The sequence below is a fragment of the Cellulosimicrobium funkei genome, assembly GCF_900155925.1.
In the GTDB taxonomy this organism is placed as follows: Bacteria; Actinomycetota; Actinomycetes; order Actinomycetales; family Cellulomonadaceae; genus Cellulosimicrobium; species Cellulosimicrobium funkei.
Map to the genome: position 1 here is coordinate 114,307 of NZ_FTMI01000001.1, position 17,984 is coordinate 132,290.

Below are 17,984 nucleotides of genomic sequence, written 5' to 3' on the forward strand. Positions count from 1 at the left end.
GAGCACAGGGGGCAGCAGGACATGTCTGACGAGGGACCCGGGTCTCGACGCTCGGTCGTCGAGGACGCACGCGTCGTCGCCGCGACGGTGCCGGAGGGCGAGCGCGAGCGCGCGGTGGACGGCCTGGTCGCCGCGCACGCCGTCGGGCTCGCGCGCGACGCCCGGCGGCACGTGCGCGCCGCGGGGGTCTCGGGGACGGACCAGGTCGCCGCGCTGCGGGCGGTGACCGACGCGCAGCGCGCCGTGCTCGACGACCTCGTCGCCGGTCGCCGTCCGCCCGAGGGCCGCGCCTGGTCGCCCACGGTGCGCTTCGAGGCCCTGCGCGCGGTGCGCGCGCTGGCCGCGGAGGGCGCGGTCGCCGTCCCGCCGTACCGCCACCGCCTCGCGGCCGACCGCGCGGCCCTGCTGCTGCTCCGCGAGACCGCCGCCGTCGTGGACCGTCCCGCGCCGCGAGAGGTCGTCCGCGCGGGTGCCGTGGCGGTGGGGCTCCCGCCCACGCCGCACCCGCTGGACGAGGCCACCGCCACGCGCGTGCTCCCGACGGTCCGGCCTGCAGCGCCGGTCTCGTCGGCGCACACCCTCGCACGCCAGGAGCGCCGCCGTGCGCCCAGGGTGCGGGGCCGCGCGCGCACCAGCGGCCCGGGTCGTCCCGTGCGCTGGGGCGCCGCCGCGGTGCTCTCGGCCGCGACGCTCGCGTTCGGGGTCGTCGTCGCGCCCGCGCAGGACGAGGTCGGTGGTGGCCCGGGCGTCTCGGCACGGCCCGAGCAGGTGCTCCTGGGCACGACCCCGGGGACCGGCTCGACCGCGTGGGCGCCGCTCGACGGCGCCGGCGCCGCGTCCGTCCGCCTCGACCTCTCCTCCCCGGTGCTGACGGGCCTGGCGCCGTCGCCGGCACCCGCGGTCGAGCTCGTCGACGAGCCGGCGGACGAGCCGGTCGGTCCGCGGGTGGGCGACGCCGTCGAGGTGCCCGCCGCCGAGCCCGGCAGCGGGCCCGTGGTCGAGCCGCTGCCCGTGGTCGTGCCGGCCCCGCCGGGCCCGGCCGTCCCGCAGACGCCCGCGCCGGCACCCGCACCGGCCTCGGGAGCGGCGCCGGCACCGGCGGCCACGCCCCAGCCCGCGCCGCCGGCTGCAGCGAAGCCGTCGCCGAAGTCGACGCCGAAGCCCGCGCCGGCCGCTCGGCCCGCTCCGACGCCCGTGCGACCCGGGCCGCCCGTCACGCGTCCGGCTCTCCCGAAGCCCGACCGTCCCGCACCGCGGTCGGACGACGCACGCGGCTCGTCCCTGCCAGGGACGGTGACGCCACAGCCGCAGACGTACGACGACCGGCGCCCCGACAAGGACTCGGGCCGGCAGGACCGGGGCCACGGCGGCGGCCGCGAGGGACGCGGGTAGCGCCCGGCGGGCCTCCCGACGGGACGGGCACCCCCGACGGCGGCTCTCCGCCGCCGCGGGCCCCGCACGTCCCGTGCGGCGCGTCAGGAGCGCGCGTCCAGCCCCAGCAGCGCGCGGGCGCGCGCCTCGCCCCCGGGCGCCCCGAGCGCGGCGGCGCGGTTGTCCGCGGCGACCTGGTCGACGATCTCGGCCCGGTGGACCCGCACCTCGCGGGGCGCGTCGATCCCGACGCGCACCCCGTCCCGGCCTACCGACACGACCGTGACCACGACGTCCTCGCCGACGAGGATCCGTTCTCCCACCTTGCGTCCCAGCACCAGCATCGCCACGTCCTCCTGACGTCCCGCGTGTCATCCTGACCGTTCGGAGGACCTATGCGGGCGCGGCCCGGGTCAGCCTGCGGGCCGCAGCTCGGGGAGCCCGAGCGCGAGCACGGAGTCGGGCGTCGTCGTCAGCTCGCGCCCGACCACGACCATGGCGCGGACCAGCACGAGCCGCTGCACCTCGGCGACCCAGCGCTCGGTGTCCGCGGGCTTGCGCGAGGCGTCGACCACGACCGCGACCTGCTCGGCGCCCAGCTCGTCGAGGACCCGCGCCACGCCGACCGCGTCCACGCGCACCCCGACGGCCACGACCGTGGCGCGGGCCGCGCGGACCCCGCGGGCACGCGCCTCGGTCGCCGCGCGGCGGTCGTCGACGCGTACGGTGTCGTCGTCGGTCGCGCTGCCCGCGCAGGCCATGAGCAGGCCCTGCCGCTGCGCCAGCGCGCGGGCCGCCGGGACGACGTCCGCGGCCAGCCCGACGAACGCCACGAGGTCGCCCGGCGCCGCGCGCGGCAGCGGCGACACGGGCACGGGCGGGGCGGTGAGGGCCGCGGGCGGCGGCTCCGCCGTCTCGGCCACGAGCTCGTCGAGCAGCGCCGCGAAGTCGTCGCCGCGGGTCGAGACCTCGACCGCGGCCGACGGCGCCGGGCGCAGCGCGTCGCCCTCGTCGGCGTCGTCGAGCAGCGCCGCGATGCCCGCCCGGCGGGCGGCGGGGAACCGGACCGGCCCGACGGCGGTCCGGGGCGGCGCGTCGCCCACCTCGACGACCGCCTCGTAGTGCTGCCGCCCGAAGAGCCCCTTGAAGCCGCCCGTGATGACCCGCTCGGCGGAGACGATCCGCGCGTCCGGGCCGTGCAGGCGCCGCGCCTGGGCGAGCACGGCGTCGAGGGACTCACCCTCGAGCCGCAATCGCCGGGGCATCGTTCACCACCCCGACCGTCTCGATGAGCGCGTTGCCCGCCGTCACCTCGGTGTACGACAGCACGGCGAGGTCGGGCACCTGCGTCGCGACGAGGCGCCGGACCGCCGCGCGCAGCGACGGCGCGCACACGAGGACGACGTCCTCGCCGGTGGCCCGGGCCTCCTGCACCCGCTCGCCCACGGACGAGCGGAACGCGTCGAGGCGCGCCGGGTCCACGACGATCGCGGTGCCCTGGTCGCCGCCGGGCTGGCGGCCCGCGAGCATCGCCTGCTCCAGGGCGGGCGCGATCGTCACGACCCGGATCGTGCCGGCGACCGTGTGCCGGGCCGGGATCGCCGGTCCGAGCGCGGCGCGCGCCGCCTCGACGAGGTGCTCGGGGTCGGTCGAGCGCTTCGCGGCGAGCGCGAGCGCCTCGTAGATCCGGGGCAGGTCGTTGACGGCGACCTGCTCCTCGAGCAGCCCCTGCAGGACGCGCTGGACCTCCGCGAGCGACAGCAGAGCCGGCGTGAGCTCGTCGACGGCCGACGGGTTGGTCCGCTTGACCTCGTCGGTGAGCACGCGCACGTCCTCGCGGGACAGCAGCCGCGCCGCGTTCGCGGCGATGAGGGCGGACAGGTGCGTGACGAGAACGGAGACCCGGTCGATGACCGTGGCGCCCGCCATCTCGGCGCTGTGCCGCATCTCCACCGGGACCCACTTGCCGTCCATGCCGAACACCGGGTCGACCGTCGCCAGCCCGGGCAGCGCGGCGAGGTCGTCGCCGAGCGCGAGGACCTTGCCGGCCGGCGCCTGGCCGCGACCGGCCTCGACGCCGGCGATCCGCACCGCGTAGGTCGACGCCGGGAGCTCCAGGGAGTCGCGCGTGCGGACGGGGGGCACGACGACCCCGAGGTCGGTCGCGATCTTGCGCCGCAGGGCGCGGACCCGTCCGAGCAGGTCGTCGTGCGCGCCGGTGACCAGGTCGACGAGGTCGGGCGCGAGCAGGATCTCGAGCGCGTGCACGCGCATCTGCTCGAGGAGGTCCTCGGTGCCGTCGCTGCGCGTGCCCTCCTTCTCGATCTGCTCGGCCGCGGCGCGCGCCACCTCGGCCCGCCGCTGGCTCGACTTGATCTGCTGGGCCGCGACGATCAGGCCCACCCCGAGCACGAGGAACGGCAGCTTCGGCATGCCCTCGATGAGGGCCATGGCGAACGCCGCGACGCCCGCGATGGCGAGCGCCTGCCGGGACTGGACGAGCTGGCTCGACGCCTGCGAGCCGACGTCGCCCTCGCCCGAGTTCGAGCGCGTGACGATCATGCCCGTGGCGACCGCCATGAGCAGCGCGGGGACCTGGGTGACCAGCCCGTCGCCCACCGTGAGGATGGAGTACGTGTCGACGGCCTCCATGGCCGGCATGCCGTGCATGACGACGCCGATCACGATGCCGCCGAGCAGGTTGATGAGCGTGATGACGATGCCCGCGATGGCGTCGCCCTTGACGAACTTCGACGCGCCGTCCATCGCCCCGTAGAAGTCGGACTCCGCGGAGATCTCGGCGCGGCGGGCCCGCGCGTCCTGCTCGCTGATGAGCCCCGCGTTGAGGTCGGCGTCGATCGCCATCTGCTTGCCGGGCATCGCGTCGAGCGTGAAGCGCGCGCCGACCTCGGCCACGCGCTCGGCGCCCTTGGTGATCACGAGGAACTGGATGACGACGAGGATGAGGAACACGACCATGCCGATGACGAGGTTCCCGTCGACCACGATGTGGCCGAACGCGCCGATGACCTCGCCCGCGTAGCCGTCCCCGAGCACGAGCCGCGTCGAGGCGACGTTGAGGCCCAGCCGGAACAGCGTCGCGACGAGCAGCAGCGACGGGAACACCGAGAAGTCGAGCGGCTTCTTGACGAACATCGACGTCAGCAGGATCACGAGCGACAGCAGGATGTTGACGATGATGAGCACGTCGAGCAGGGCCGCGGGGATCGGCACGACGAGCAGCAGGACGATGCCGACGACGCCGAGCGGCACGGCGATCATGGCGAGGGATCGGTTCTTCACGCGGAACGCTGGTCCTTCCGGGTCCGGGGCGTCGGCGGCTGCTGACGCGACGTCCTATGCAGGTCGTGGCCGCCGCAGCGCGCGCCGACGGCTCGGCCGGGCGGCGTCATGCGGCCCGGGCGTCGTCGGCGGCGGGCCACTCGCCCGGCGCGATCGCCGGGCGGGCCATGCGGTGCGGGACGGACGAGGCCGCCGCGCCGCGGCGCGTGAGCGCCATGACGAACGCGAGGACGCGCGCGACGGCCATGTAGAGCTCGACGGGCACCTCCTGCCCGACGTCGCACGCCCGGTGCAGGGCGCGCGCGAGCGGGACGTCGCGGACCATCGGCACCCGCGACTCCTCGGCCTTCTCGCGGATGCGGGCGGCGACGTGGTCGGCGCCCTTCGCGACGACGCGCGGCGCGGAGCGCCCGGGCTCGTACCGCAGCGCGACGGCGACGTGGGTCGGGTTGACGACGACGACGTCCGCGTCGGCCACGGCGGCGATCATGCGGTTGCGCGTCATCGAGCGCGCCATCGACCGGCGCTGCGACTTCACGAGCGGGTCGCCGTCGGTGCTCTTGTTCTCGTCCTTGAGCTCCTTCTTGGTCATGCGCGTCTTCTTGCGGTTACGTCGCGCCACGACGAGCACGTCGAACAGCGCGAGGGTGAGGCCCGCCGCCGTCGCCCAGACCAGGAGCGAGCGCACGCCGGAGCCCGCCGCCTCGAGCAGCGACGCGATCGGCAGGCCGCCCGCGGCGAGGAGGACCGGCATGAGGGACTGGACGACCGCATAGAGCACGACGCCGACGACCGTCGTCTTGAGCAGGGCCTTCGCGCCGTTCCACAGCGCCTGCGCCCCGAACATCCGCTTGAGCCCGCTCATCGGGTTGAACTGGTCGGCCTCGGGCCTCAGCCGCTTCAGGTGCAGGCCGCCCTGCGCGACCGACGCGAGCAGCACGGCGACGGCGATCGCCCCGAGGAGCGGCAGCATGGTCGGCACCACGGAACCGAGCGCGTCCTGCGCGAGCTGGAGCGCGACCGCGGGCTCAGGGTTCTCGATCACGGTGCGCAGCGACAGCACCTGGTCGGTCGCGGCCCGCGCCGCGGCGCTCACGGTCAGCGGGATCACCGCGCCGGCGATCCCGACCCCGACCCAGGCCGTGAGGTCCTGCGACTTGCCGAGCTGGCCCTTGGACCGGACCTCCTTCATCTTCCGGTCGGAGGCCTGCTCGGTCTTCTCCTCGGTGGAGTCGGCCATCAGCCCACCCCGCCCATGCGTCTCACGGCCTCGGCCGTGAGCACCGAGACGACGTGCGGCAGCGCCACGAGCACCGTCCCGACGAGCGCGAGCGTGAGGAAGATCTTCAGCGGGAAGCCCATCGCGAACGCGTTGAGCGCGGGGGCGACCCGGTTGACCAGGCCGAGCCCGGCGTCGGCCAGGAAGAGCACGACGACGATCGGGCCGGCGATCTGCAGCCCCGCCACGAACGAGCCGGTGAGGGCCTCGACGAACGACGCCGCGGGGACGCCGGCCAGGCCGCCCACCGGGACGGCCTCGTACGAGCGGGCGAGGCCGAGCACCATCAGCTGGTACGCGTCGGAGACGAACATGAGCACGACTGCGAGGAGCGCGAAGAGGCGCGTGAACTGCGACCCGTTGACGTTCGTCTGCGGGTCGTACGCCATGCCGAGCGAGAACCCGCCGAACAGGTCGAGGTGGGCACCGGCGGCGGTGATCGCCGAGAAGACGACCATGACGAGCGTCCCGAGCATCGCGCCCGTGACCGCCTCGGCGACGAGGTGCGCGAGGAACGTCGCGGTCCCGGTCGCCTCGTACCCGGGGGCGGCACGACCGGAGACCACGAGCCCGAGCGACACCGCGAGGATCGCGCGCACCTGGCGCGGGATGGCGTGGTGCGAGAACGGCGGCGCGATGGTCATGAACGCGGCCATGCGCACGCCCGCGAGCATCGTCGCCTGGAGCCACGCGAGGTCGATCTCGAGCTGCACGGGACGTCAGCCCCCGTTCAGCAGCGACGGGATGAGGTCGAACATCTCGTGCGTGAACGTCACCATCTCGCCGATCATCCAGTTGCCGCACACGACGAGCGCGACGGCGACCGCGAGCGCCTTGGGGACGAACGAGAGCGTGATCTCCTGGATCTGCGTGACGGACTGCACGATCGAGATGGCGAGGCCCACGACGAGCGACGTGACGAGCACGGGGGCCGCGAGCTTGGCGGCGAGGACGAGCGCCTGCGTGGCGACGTCGAGGACGGCGGCGGTCTCCACGGTCAACCCATCCCGTACGAGCCGATGAGCGACGTCGTGATGAGACCCCACCCGTCGACGAGGACGAAGAGCAGCAGCTTGAACGGCAGCGAGATCATCGTCGGCGGCAGCATCATCATGCCCATGCTCATGAGGGCCGCGGCGACGACGAGGTCGATGACGAGGAACGGCACGAAGACGACGAACCCGATGATGAACGCGGCGCGGAGCTCCGAGATGACGAACGCGGGGACGAGCGTCGTGAGCGGGACGTCGACGGGGGTCGCCGGGTTCTCGAGGTCGGCGGCGCGCGTCATGAGCGCGAGGTCCTCCTCGCGAGTGTGGGCGAGCATGAACTCGCGCAGCGGCACGGCGCCCGCGTCGAGCGCCTGGCTGAAGGTCGTGGTGCCGTCGAGGTAGGGCTGGACCGCGGCGTCGTTGATCTCGCCGAACACCGGCCACATGACGAACAGCGAGAGGAACAGCGCGAGCCCGGCGAGGACCATGTTGGGCGGCACCGTGGCGGTGCCCAGCGCGTTCCGGGTCAGGGCGAGGACGACGAAGATCTTGGTGAACGACGTCATCATGAGCAGCAGCGTCGGCGCGAGCGACAGCAGCGTGATGCCGACCAGCGTCACGAGGGACGACGACGGCTCGCCGTTCGGCCCGTTGATCTCCACCGAGAGCGTCGACCCGCCGTCCTGCGGGTCGACCGGCTGGGTGGGCGGGGCCGGGTCGGTCGGGTCGACGACCGCGGCGCCCGCGTGGGGCGCGAGCAGGACGGTCGCGACCGCGACGAGGAGCAGGACCGCCCCGACGAGCACCGCGACTCGCAGCGCGCGGCGCGACGGGAGGGCGCGTGTCACCGGGCACCTCCTCGCACGACCCGCGCGGCCTTGCGCCACGTGTCGGGCGCGAGGAAGGTGCGCAGGGCGCTCGTCGGCACGGGCGGCGCGACGACGGCGGTCGTGAGGGCCCCGGCCCGAGGCCCCGAGACGGCCGGGGGCACGTCGGCGGGCACGTCGGCGGGAACCGAGCCGGGCTCGCCGTTCCACGCCGGGGCGTCCCCGTTCGCGGGCGGCTGCGCGAGCCACAGCCGTGCCGCGGTGACGGCGTCGTCGAACGACGGCTCGTCCGAGGTCGGGGCACCGGGCGTCGCGTCCGCGGCGGTGACCGTGGTGACCGCGGTGGGCGGGACGTCGGACGGCACGGATAACGGGCCGTCGATGACGGTCACGGACGACTCCGTCACGCCGAGGAGGTACCGGCGGCCCCCGGCCTCGAGCAGGACCGCGGCGCTCTTCTGCGACAGCCCCTGGCGCGCGACCACGGTCAGCTGCTCCTGGCGCCCGCGCGGCGCGGAGCGCGAGGTCTTGCTCGCGACGCGGTACGAGACCCACAGGAGCCCGAGCACGACCGCCAGCGAGAAGGCGACGCGCAGCACGGTGGTGACGTCCATGCCGGTCAGTCGTCCGCGTCGAGGATCTTGGTGATGCGCACCCCGTAGTCGCCGCCGTCGACGACCACGACCTCGCCCTTGGCGATCGTGCGGCCGTTGAGCTGCACGTCCGCCGGCGCCCCGGCGGACCGGTCGAGCTCGACGACGGCGCCCGGCTCGAGGCTGAGCACGTCCCGCACCGGCATCCGGGTGCGGCCCACGATGACGGAGAGACGCATCTCGACGTTGGAGATGCGCGCGAGCCGGGCACCGGTCACGGCCTCGTCGGGCAGGCTCTGCAGGGCGCGGCGCGTGCGCACGACGAACCAGCCCGCCGTCGGGCCGTCGTCCGTGGAGAGCTCGAACACGACGGACTCCGGGTCCTCGAAGAGCGCGGTCGCGTCGGCGACGCGCACCTCCCCGAGCACGCCGACGCCGGTGGTCGACCCCGCGGCCTCCAGGGCGGGGCGCAGGACGTCGGTGACGTCGAGCGCCGCCTCCTGGGAGGCGTCGGCGAGCGTGTCCTGGTCGATGAGGGCGAGCGCGAGGTCGGTGCCGGAGTCCCCCACGTACGAGGCGACGACCGCCCGTGCGGCCTGCGGGCCGACGGGGGCGCCGCCGCGCAGGGCCGCGCGCAGCGGGGTGCTGGTCGGGACGAGCTCGACGAGCGCGTGGGCGGCGGCGGACGCGGCCTCGACGACGGACTGCTCGACCGGGGTGGCGGTGCTCATGGGTCAGTTCTCCTCGGTGGTGACGATGCGGCAGGCGAGGCGGGAGCCGGACGAGCCGACGGCGCCGCGGGCCAGGACGTGGCCGTCGACGATGACGTCGAGCGGGCGGGACTGGGCGTGGGGGACGTGCACGACGTCGCCGACGGCGAGGTCCAGCACCTCGGTCGGCGTCATGGACGCGCCGGTGAGCTCGACGGTGACGTCGACGAGCGAGCGCGCGACGTGCTGGCGCGTGCGCCGGGTCGCGTCGGCGGGGTCGTCCGCCGGGTTGGCCTCGCCGAGGTGCGGGAGCAGCGCGACCGACGGCACGGCGAGGGTCGCCCGGCACGCGCGCTCGCCGACGCGGAGGTCGAGCTCGGCGACGATCATGAGCTCGGCGGTGGGGGCGGCCTGGGCGAACTGCGAGTTGTGCTGGATCGACGAGATCCGCAGGGGGTTCTCGAGCAGCCGGCCCATCGAGTGGCGCAGGTCGCGCAGCGTCTCGGTGAGCAGCGACGTCACGAGCGTGCGCTCGACGTCGGTGAACTTGCGGTCGACGACCGGGATGGACGGCCCGGCGCCGAGCATGTGGGCGATCCACGTGAGGGCGTCCGTGTGCGGGAACTGCAGGACGGCGCGCGGGCCGATCCCCTCGAGCTCGCACACGACGAACGTCGTCGTCACGGGCAGCTCGGCGACGTAGTCGTCGTAGGTGCGCATCGCGACCGCGGCGAGGTTGACCTGGCTCACGACCCGCACGCGGGCCGTGAGCTGCGTGCCCCACTGGCGCGCGAAGCTCTCGAACGCCATCTCGAGGATGCGGTGGTGCTCGCGGACGAGCGTCGTCGGGCGGCGGAAGTCGTAGACCTCGACCTTGCGGCTCGGTGCGGGCTGCTGGACCCGCTCGGGTGTCGTCGTGCTCACGACCGCTCCTATGCGGGCGCGCACGACGCGAGCCTGCGCGACGTCGCGCAGGCTCGACGGGCCGCGTCACTCCCCCGGAGCGCCCGCCTCCCCCGCCGTCTCGGCGGCCCGCGCGAGAGCCCGCGCGTCCGCCTCCGCGGCCGGGACGTCCGCCGCGCTGAGCTGCCCCGAGAGCACCTGCGGGATGAGCGCGCGCACGGCCTCCGGCGCGGACGAGAGCACCATGATGTCGACGCGGCGGTTCGTCGCGAGCGCCTCGGGGCTCGTGCCCTCGGCGAGCGGGCGCGCCGACCCGAAGCCCACCGCGGCGATCCGGTGCTCGGCGAGACCGTCCTGCTCGACGAGGTGGCGCAGCACGGCGGTGGCGCGCGACGACGACAGCTCCCAGTTCGACGGGAAGACCGACGTCACGGTCGAGGTGTAGTCCGCGTTGCCCTCGATGCGGATCTCGTGCGCGGTCGGCGCGAGCGCCGGGCCCACGACGTCGAGCACCGCCCGCGCCTCCTGCGTGAGGTCCGCGCTCCCGGGCGAGAAGAACGTGTCCGCGGACACGAGCCGCACGGTGAGCCCGCGCTCGTCGATGTCGAACCGGACCGTGTCGGACCGCCCGTGCGCGGCGAGGTCGCGGGCCATCGCGTCGCGCAGCGCCGAGAGGTCCGACACCTCGTCGAGCGCGCGCTCGAGGTCCGTCTCGACGTCGACCGGCTCCTGCGCCGGGTTCTCCACGACCTCCTCGACGACCGCGGCGTCCTCGACGTTGCCGAAGCCCTCCGCGAGCGAGGACTTCAGCTCCTGGTACTTGCCCTGGTCGACCGAGCTGATGGCGAACAGGACGATGAACAGGCACATGAGGACGGTCACCATGTCCATGTACGACACCATCCAGCGGCCGGAGCCGCCCGTGTCGTGCCCGCCACCGCCGCCCCCGCCGCCGTGGCCGCCCCTGCGACGCCGCGCCATCAGGCGGCCTTGTCCTCGGGCAACGACCACTCGGGGACCATCGTCTTGAGCCGCTCGTCGATGACCCGGGCGCGCGAGCCCGCCTGGATCGACATGTAGCCCTCCAGGAGGACGTGGAGCCGCTCGATCTCGAGGTCGGACAGGCGCTTGAGCTTCGCGCCGATGGGCAGCCAGATGAAGTTGGCGGAGAGGATGCCCCACAGCGTCGCGATGAACGCCGCGGCGATCATGTGCCCGAGCTTTTCGGGCTCGGACAGGTTCTCCAGCACGTGGGTCAGCGAGACGACGGTGCCGACGATGCCGATCGTGGGGGCGTAGCCGCCGATCGCGTTGAAGAAGTCGTACGCGACGGCGTCCTCGCGGGCCTTGGTCTCGATCCGCTCCTCGAGCAGGGTGCGCAGCTGCTCGGCGTCCGAGCCGTCGGCGAGCGACTGCAGCGCGCTGCGCTGGAACGGGTCGTCCGTCTTCTGGGACTCGGCCTCGAGGGCGAGCAGGCCGCCGTCGTTCTGGACGATCTCCGCGGCCCGGACGACCTCCTCGATGGCCTCCGCGGGACGCGGCGCCTTGCCCGTGAACGCGCGCGGCAGCGTCTTGAAGGCCCGGACCGAGTCCTTGAGCGTCCCCGACGCGACGGCGGCGAAGATGCTCGCCCCGAAGACGAGGATGATCGGTGCCGGGAGCAGGATCGAGGTGATCTGCGACCCCTCGAGGTACACCATCGCGATGAGCGAGCCGAACGCGACGAGGATGCCGATGATGGTTGCGGGGTCCATGGCCTACTTCGTCCTCGTGTCGGGCAGGGGTGCGAGGGCGACCGGGCGGTCGCCGGGGGCGGGGGCGTCGCCGGGCGCGGACCGGACGACCTCGAGCGGTGCGCGCTCGGCGGGGGCGGGCAGGGAGCGCGCGAGCGCGAGCACGCGCGCCTTGTGCTCCTCGACGAGGCGGATCACGACCTCCATGGGCTCGGTCACGATGTAGCGCGAGCCGTCGATGAGCGTCACGCGCGTGTCCGGGTTGGTCTCGACGCGGGCCACCAGGTCCGCGTTGATCGCGATGCGCTCGGAGCTGAAGCGCGTGAGGACGATCACGGCTCTCCCTTCGGGTGGGACGGGTCCGGGTCAGGTGCGGACGGGTTCGGGACGGAGGTGCGGGTCGGGGGGCGGTGCGGGCTCCGGTCCGGGGTTCGGTGGGGTGCCTCCCGGTCGGGCCGGGAGGCACCCCACCGCGCCCGGGTCAGCGCTTGAGGTTGACGAGCTCGGTGAGCACCTCGTCGGACGTCGTGATCACGCGCGAGTTCGCCTGGAACCCGCGCTGCGACACGATGAGGTTGGTGAACTCCTGCGAGAGGTCGACGTTCGACATCTCGAGAGCGCCCGCGGTGATCGAGCCGAGGCCCGGGTCGCCCGCGGCGCCGACCAGCAGATCGCCCGAGTACTGCGTCGCCGCGAAGAGCGAGTCGCCCGCCTTCTCGAGCCCGCCCGCGTTGGTGAACGTCGCGAGCGCGACCTGACCGAGGACCTCGGTCCGGCCGTTCGAGTAGCGGCCGACGATCGAGCCGTCGCCGGAGACGGAGTACGACGTGAGCGACCCGGCGGCCCCGCCGTCCTTGCTCGCGACGGCGACGTTCGACAGCCCCGCGTACGACGTGAGCCCGTCGAGGCCGACCGTCACGCCGCCGACGGCGAGGGACCCGCCGCCGGTCAGGGCACCACCCGTGAACGTGAGGGCCTGCGGGCCCGCGAGCGTGGCGCCGGTCGCGCCGTCGCGGGCGCTCACGGACCAGCCGCCGGCGGCGGCCGTGAAGACGAGCGAGAGCTTGCTCGCCCGGCCCGCCGCGTCGAAGACCTCGACGTCGCGCACGAGCTCGGTGCCGTCCGCGGCGTCCGAGGGCAGGTTGCCTCCGAACGTCACGCCCGTGGTCGCGCGGGGCGGGATCACGTCCCCGACGGGGATCGTGAGGTTGCCGAGCGGGCTGCTCGTGTTCACCACGCCGTCGGTGGCGGTCCAGCCCTGGACGAGGTCGCCGCTCGCGTTGACGAGCCGGCCCGCGCCGTCGAACGTGAACCCGCCGTTGCGCGTGTAGTACGCCTGGCCGCCCCGCTCGACGACGAAGAACCCGTCGCCGTCGATCATGAGGTCGGTCGGGACGCCCGTCGTCTGCGCGGCGCCCTGCGTGAACTGCGTCGTGATGGCGGCCGTCGTGACGCCGAGGCCGATCTGCGCGGGGTTCGCGCCGCCGACCTGCTGGTCCGGCGCGACACCCGCCGCGACGAGCTGGGACAGCGTGTCCTGGAACTGGGTGCGCGAGGACTTGAAGCCCGTCGTGTTGACGTTCGCGATGTTGTTGCCCGTGACGTCCAGCATGTTCTGGTGGGCGCGCAGGCCGGAGATTCCGGTGTTGAGGGAGCGGAGCACGAGAGTCCTTTCGGGTCAGGCGGCGGAGCTGCCGTGGTCGTCGGTGGCGCCGTCCGTGGCTGCCGGGGTCCCGGTGGCATCCGTGCTGACCGAGGAGGTGACGGCGGAGACGTGGTCGAGGTCGACCGTCACCCCGCCGATCGTCACGGTGGGTACCGCGTCGCGGTACGACACCGCGGTGGCGGTGCCCGTGTGCTCGACGCCGTCGGCGTCGAGGTAGGAGACCTTGTTGCCCAGGAGGTCGGCGGCCGACTGGCGCATCTGGAGCGCGAACGACTCCTCGACGAGCCCGCTCATCCGCGTGAGCGCCTCCATCATGGCGAGCGACGTCGTCTGCGAGACGATCTCGCCGGTGTCCATGGAGCTGGACGGGTCCTGGTTGCGCAGCTGGGTCACGAGGAGCCCGAGGAAGAGCTCGCTGTCGTACTCCTGCTTGGGCGCGCGCACGCTCTTCGTGGCATACATCGATGCCGGCGCCGGCGCGCTCACGGGTTCGACGGGCACGTGGTTCCTCTCCTCAGACGAGGACGTCGAGGCGCCGGGCGGCGCCGTACGTCCTGCCGACCACTGTCGGCTCGGTCTCGGGCTCGGTGGCCCCTCGGTGCGGGCGGGCCGGGTCGCGGTCGTGCGCGCCGGGCTCCTGCGGGTCGCGACGCGCGCCGGACCCGTCCGCGGTGGCGCCGCGGCCGTCCCGACCGTCCCGACCATCGACAGCCGCGCCCGGTGCTCCCGCGTCCGCGACGGTGACCGACGACGCCCCGCCCGCGATGCCCGCGAGGTCGCGCCGCAGGTCGGCGACGATGGCGCGCAGCGCCTCGCGGCCCGTGTCGTGCGGCGCGTAGAGCTCGATGCGCAGGTCACCGCCCGCGACGTGCGCGCGGACCGTCACGGGCCCGAGGTTCTCGGGCGTCACGGAGAGCGTGAGCACGTGGTCGCCGTCGCCCGCCTCGGCGAGCCGGACGACGGGCCCGGCGACCTGGGCGCGCAGCGGCTGTGCCGGGTGCGACGCGGCCGCCGGGGCGGTCACCGCGGGCGCGCCGACGGCGGCCGGTGCGGCAGGGGCCGCGACGGGGGCGGCGGCGAGGAGCTCCCCGGCGGCCCGCGGCGCGGCGTCCGGCGCGAGGGTCGTGCCCTCCGGGCCGGTCGGGACCGGTGAGGTCACGCCGTCCGCCTCCCCCGGTGCAGGGGCGACGGCGACGCCCCCCGAGCTGGTCGGCGCACCCGGCGCGGCGGGGACCGGCGCACCCGGCGTGGCGGGGACCGGACCCGGCGGCGGGGTCGTGGTCGTCCCGGCCCCGGGCCCGGCGCTCGCCAGGGGTCCGGCCGTCGCGACGGCCTCTCCGGCACCACCGCTCGCCCGCGTCGCGGCGGGCACCGTCACCGGGCCGTCCGCCGTCGCCGTCGCGTCGGACGACCACGGTGCACCGGTCGGCGTCCGAGCCTCGCCCGGCCCGGCCGCCGCCGCGGTGCCGACCGCCGAGGCGGTGCCGGCCGCCGAGGCTGTGCCGGGTGCGCCCGGGCGGTCGCCCGTGGCCGGGGCAGCCGTGGACGCGTCCGGGGCGCCCGCGGCGTCGGCCGACGACGCGGCGCGCGTCGGACCGTGCTCGTCGCCGGGCACCGCGTCGTCCGCGACGGCGGCAGCTGCCGCGCCGTCCGGCGTGGCGGTGCCGGCGAGCGCGCCGTCGAGACCGACGGGCGCCGCGTCGGGGAGCACCGGCAGGCCCGGCAGGCCGACGGGCACGGGCGGCACGGCGGGCTGACCGTCCGCGGCTGTGGCGCCGTCCGCCGAGGAGTCGGCGCCGGGGGCCCCGGTGGCCGCGGGCCCGTCGGTCGAGGACCCGGCGGTCGGGGTGCTGCCGGTCGAGGACTCGGCGGTGGTCGCGCCGTCGTCGACGGCCCGGTCGGCAGGGGTGCCCCCGTGAGCGCGCGCGGGCTCCGGGCGGCCGCGGGCCGCCTCGCCGAGCGCGGCGTCGAAGCTGCGGCCGAACGCGTCGGCCGAGGCTCCGGACGCCGCCCGGGGCCGCGCCGTCGTGGCCGGTGCCGGAGCCGCGACCAGGGCGTTCGTGGTCAGGGTCATCGTGGTCCTCCTCAGCCGATCACGCGGCGGACGGTCGTCACGGAGGCGTCGGTGACGTCCGTGATCTCGACGGTGCGGCCGGGCTTGGGCGCGTGGATCATCTGCCCGTCGCCCAGGTAGATGCCGATGTGCTTGCCCCCGCGCTGCACCACGAGGTCGCCGGGTCGCGCCTCGGCGAGCGAGCCGACCTCGGTCCCCTGGCGCATCTGGTCGCGCGCGACGCGCGGCAGGTCGACGCCGTGCGCGGAGTACACGAGCTGGACGAGGCCCGAGCAGTCGAGGCCGCCCTCGCCGAGGCTCTCGCCGCCCCACACGTACGGCACGCCGAGGTACTGGCGCGCCGTCTCGACGACCGACCGTCCCGCCGCGCCGTCGGTCGCGCCGTCCGGCGCGGTCGCGGCGCCGACCGGCGCCGTGGGGGCCGCCGGCACGACGGCTGCGCCCGCAGCGCCCGGCGACGCCCCCGCCCCGAACAGCGCGCTGCGCGCGAGCTCGTCGGCGCCCGTCGCTCCGGACAGGCTGCCGAGCAGGCGCCCGACCACGTCCGAGCCGGTGCCCGCCGCGCCCGTCGTCGGCAGCGCCGAGAGCGCCGAGAGCGCCGAGAGCGCCGACGCGAAGTCGGTCGCGCTCGTGGACGACGACGCCGGCGTCGACCGGCCGGGGGCGGCCACGACGTCGTGCAGCGCCACGATCTCTGTGCGGATCTCGCCCACGCGGGCGAGCGCCTGGGTCATGCTCACGTCGTCGACCCCCCGGGCACCGTGCGCCGCGCGGCCGAGGCGATCTCGTCGAGCGCGGCCTGGTCGGCGCGCCCTTCCGCGCGGGCCGTCTCGGCGTCGTGCCGCTCCTCGAGCTTCTCGAGGCCCAGCGCGGCGGCGCGGGCGCGCGCGAGCTCGGCGCGCGCCTCGTCCACGGCGTGGGCGCGCACGCGCTCCTCGGACTCGAGCACGGAGAACAGCGCGCTCGCCGCGGCGCGCGAGGCCGCGAGCCCGGACAGGGCCGCGCTCGTCGTCGGGCGCTCGGGCGAGGCGTCGAGGTAGGCGGCGAGACCGCCCGCCTCCTCCACGGTGCGCGCGAGGTCCGCGTGCGCTCCCGCGAGCGCCGCCTTGGCGCCGTCCTCCTCGAGGCGGCGCAGGCGCAGCACGCCCGCGAGCCGGAACTTCCCCGCCATCAGTCCTCCCCTCCGGCCAGTACCTGGGTGAGCCGCGTGAGGCGCGCCCACGACTCCTCGGCCGGCGTCCTGTCGGTCATGACCTGCTGCAGGAAGGCGTCGATCGCCCCCTGGTGCTCGAGGCTCGCGTCGACGAGGGGGTCGGTGCCCTTCTTGTACGCCCCGATGTCGAGGATGTCCTGCGCCTTGCGACGCGCCGCGAGGACCCGGCGCAGCGTGAGCGCGACCGACCTCTGCTCGGGCGTGGTCACGCGCGACGCGACGCGCGAGACCGACGCGAGCGCGTCGACCGCCGGGTAGTGGCCCGAGACGGCGATGGACCGGTCGAGCACCACGTGCCCGTCGAGGATCGAGCGCGCCTGGTCGGCGATCGGCTCGTTGTGGTCGTCGCCGTCGACGAGGACGGTGTAGATCCCGGTGACGGAGCCCGTCGCCGCGGTGCCCGCGCGCTCGAGCAGGTTCCCCATGAGGGAGAACGTCGACGGCGGGTAGCCGCGCGTCGCGGGGGGCTCCCCCACGGACAGCCCGATCTCGCGCTGCGCCATGGACACGCGCGTGAGGGAGTCCATCATGAGGACGACGTGCGACCCGGCCTCCCGGAACGACTCGGCGATCCGGGTCGCCGTGAAGGCTGCGCGCCGCCGCATCATCGCGGGCTCGTCGGACGTCGCGACGACGACGACCGACCGGGCCAGGCCCTCGGGGCCGAGGTCGTCCTCGAGGAACTCGCGCACCTCGCGCCCGCGCTCGCCGACGAGCGCGATGACCGACACCTCGGCGTCGGTCCCGCGCGCGACCATCGACAGCAGCGAGGACTTGCCGACGCCGGAGCCGGCGAACAGCCCGATGCGCTGCCCCCGGCCGAGCGTGGTGAGCGTGTCGAGGACCCGCACGCCGGTCTGGAGCGGCGTGTCGATGCGCGCCCGCTCCATCGCGGCGGGCGCGTCCGCGTCCACGGGCACGCGGGGCGCGCGCCCGAGCGGGCCGCGCCCGTCCACGGGGCGGCCGAGCGCGTCGACCACGCGGCCGAACAGGCCGCGCCCGGTCGGGACGAGGACCCCGGTGCCGCGCGTGCGCACCGGGTCGCCCGCGCGGACACCGGAGAGCCGGCCGAGCGGCATGCAGCGCGCCCTGCCCTCGGCGGTCGCGACGACCTCCGCGTCGAGGGGGTGCGGGCCGTCGCCGACGTGGACGAGGTCGCCGATGCCGCAGCTCAGGCCCGCGACCTCGAGGCTCAGCCCGACGGCCGACGTCACGACGCCGACCCGCTCGGGCCGCGCCACCGCGACGAGGGACTCGAGCGCGGGCGGGCGGGAGTGCGGGCGGGTCGCGCCCGCCGTGGTGCGCGTGCCCGGCACGGCG

Annotated in this window: 20 protein-coding genes; 1 reads left to right on the top strand and 19 read right to left on the bottom strand. The window is 75.4% G+C overall.

The window, feature by feature from the left end:
* Positions 1 to 21 precede the first annotated feature (21 nt).
* The gene (locus tag BXA05_RS19895; RefSeq protein WP_076403281.1) at positions 22 to 1,392 is read left to right on the top strand and encodes a hypothetical protein; all 1,371 of its coding nucleotides are present in this window, start codon (positions 22 to 24) and stop codon (positions 1,390 to 1,392) included.
* 83 nt (positions 1,393 to 1,475) lie between these two features.
* Here BXA05_RS19895 and csrA read toward each other — a convergent pair whose 3' ends face one another.
* From csrA to BXA05_RS00520, 19 genes are all read right to left on the bottom strand, one after another.
* Positions 1,476 to 1,715 (bottom strand): carbon storage regulator CsrA, encoded by a 240-nt coding sequence (gene csrA / locus BXA05_RS00430; protein ID WP_061266705.1) that lies wholly within the window; start codon positions 1,713 to 1,715, stop codon positions 1,476 to 1,478.
* A gap of 69 nt (positions 1,716 to 1,784) precedes the next feature.
* Positions 1,785 to 2,636: a hypothetical protein gene (locus tag BXA05_RS19900; protein WP_170963110.1), complete on the bottom strand. Its 852-nt coding sequence runs from the start codon at positions 2,634 to 2,636 to the stop codon at positions 1,785 to 1,787.
* Positions 2,608 to 4,653, bottom strand: a complete 2,046-nt coding sequence (locus BXA05_RS00440; protein ID WP_206154354.1) for a flagellar biosynthesis protein FlhA — start codon at positions 4,651 to 4,653, stop codon at positions 2,608 to 2,610. Before BXA05_RS00440 ends, BXA05_RS19900 begins: the two co-directional genes overlap by 29 nt.
* Before the next feature lie 127 nt (positions 4,654 to 4,780).
* On the bottom strand, positions 4,781 to 5,914 hold the full coding sequence (locus tag BXA05_RS00445; protein ID WP_076403286.1) for an EscU/YscU/HrcU family type III secretion system export apparatus switch protein: 1,134 nt from the start codon (positions 5,912 to 5,914) through the stop codon (positions 4,781 to 4,783).
* On the bottom strand, positions 5,914 to 6,666 hold the full coding sequence (locus BXA05_RS00450) for a flagellar biosynthetic protein FliR (protein ID WP_076403288.1): 753 nt from the start codon (positions 6,664 to 6,666) through the stop codon (positions 5,914 to 5,916). Before BXA05_RS00450 ends, BXA05_RS00445 begins: the two co-directional genes overlap by 1 nt.
* A 6-nt stretch (positions 6,667 to 6,672) precedes the next feature.
* Entirely contained in the window at positions 6,673 to 6,948 is a 276-nt protein-coding gene (gene fliQ / locus BXA05_RS00455; protein ID WP_021482560.1) for a flagellar biosynthesis protein FliQ, read from the bottom strand.
* 2 nt (positions 6,949 to 6,950) lie between these two features.
* The gene (fliP, locus tag BXA05_RS00460) at positions 6,951 to 7,793 is read right to left on the bottom strand and encodes a flagellar type III secretion system pore protein FliP (protein ID WP_076403290.1); all 843 of its coding nucleotides are present in this window, start codon (positions 7,791 to 7,793) and stop codon (positions 6,951 to 6,953) included.
* A complete protein-coding gene (locus tag BXA05_RS00465) occupies positions 7,790 to 8,386 on the bottom strand; it encodes a FliO/MopB family protein (RefSeq protein WP_076403291.1) in 597 nt (198 codons plus the stop codon). Before BXA05_RS00465 ends, fliP begins: the two co-directional genes overlap by 4 nt.
* Positions 8,387 to 8,391: 5 nt before the next feature.
* On the bottom strand, positions 8,392 to 9,096 hold the full coding sequence (gene fliN / locus BXA05_RS00470) for a flagellar motor switch protein FliN (RefSeq protein ID WP_076403293.1): 705 nt from the start codon (positions 9,094 to 9,096) through the stop codon (positions 8,392 to 8,394).
* Positions 9,097 to 9,099: 3 nt separating this feature from the next.
* Positions 9,100 to 9,999: a flagellar motor switch protein FliM gene (locus BXA05_RS00475; protein WP_061266698.1), complete on the bottom strand. Its 900-nt coding sequence runs from the start codon at positions 9,997 to 9,999 to the stop codon at positions 9,100 to 9,102.
* 66 nt (positions 10,000 to 10,065) lie between these two features.
* Entirely contained in the window at positions 10,066 to 10,959 is an 894-nt protein-coding gene (locus BXA05_RS00480) for an OmpA/MotB family protein (protein ID WP_076403294.1), read from the bottom strand.
* Positions 10,959 to 11,732 (bottom strand): motility protein A, encoded by a 774-nt coding sequence (locus tag BXA05_RS00485; RefSeq protein ID WP_021483317.1) that lies wholly within the window; start codon positions 11,730 to 11,732, stop codon positions 10,959 to 10,961. The genes BXA05_RS00480 and BXA05_RS00485 overlap by 1 nt, the downstream gene beginning before the upstream one ends.
* Positions 11,733 to 11,735: 3 nt before the next feature.
* Positions 11,736 to 12,047: a flagellar FlbD family protein gene (locus tag BXA05_RS00490; RefSeq protein ID WP_076403296.1), complete on the bottom strand. Its 312-nt coding sequence runs from the start codon at positions 12,045 to 12,047 to the stop codon at positions 11,736 to 11,738.
* Between the two features lie 145 nt (positions 12,048 to 12,192).
* Complete coding sequence (locus tag BXA05_RS00495; protein ID WP_076403297.1) at positions 12,193 to 13,374, bottom strand: flagellar hook protein FlgE; 1,182 nt, start codon at positions 13,372 to 13,374, stop codon at positions 12,193 to 12,195.
* A gap of 15 nt (positions 13,375 to 13,389) precedes the next feature.
* Positions 13,390 to 13,878 carry a flagellar hook capping FlgD N-terminal domain-containing protein gene (locus BXA05_RS00500; RefSeq protein ID WP_061266696.1) on the bottom strand — a complete coding sequence of 163 codons (489 nt, stop codon included), beginning with the start codon at positions 13,876 to 13,878 and terminating at the stop codon, positions 13,390 to 13,392.
* A 13-nt stretch (positions 13,879 to 13,891) separates the two neighbouring features.
* Positions 13,892 to 15,451 (bottom strand): flagellar hook-length control protein FliK, encoded by a 1,560-nt coding sequence (locus BXA05_RS00505; protein ID WP_076403299.1) that lies wholly within the window; start codon positions 15,449 to 15,451, stop codon positions 13,892 to 13,894.
* A gap of 11 nt (positions 15,452 to 15,462) precedes the next feature.
* A complete protein-coding gene (locus BXA05_RS00510) occupies positions 15,463 to 16,185 on the bottom strand; it encodes a C40 family peptidase (RefSeq protein ID WP_083711185.1) in 723 nt (240 codons plus the stop codon).
* A gap of 2 nt (positions 16,186 to 16,187) precedes the next feature.
* Positions 16,188 to 16,622, bottom strand: coding sequence for a flagellar FliJ family protein (locus BXA05_RS00515; protein ID WP_076403302.1), 435 nt, complete (start codon positions 16,620 to 16,622; stop codon positions 16,188 to 16,190).
* Positions 16,622 to 17,905, bottom strand: a complete 1,284-nt coding sequence (locus tag BXA05_RS00520; RefSeq protein WP_232322819.1) for a FliI/YscN family ATPase — start codon at positions 17,903 to 17,905, stop codon at positions 16,622 to 16,624. Before BXA05_RS00520 ends, BXA05_RS00515 begins: the two co-directional genes overlap by 1 nt.
* Between the last annotated feature and the right edge of the window lie 79 nt (positions 17,906 to 17,984).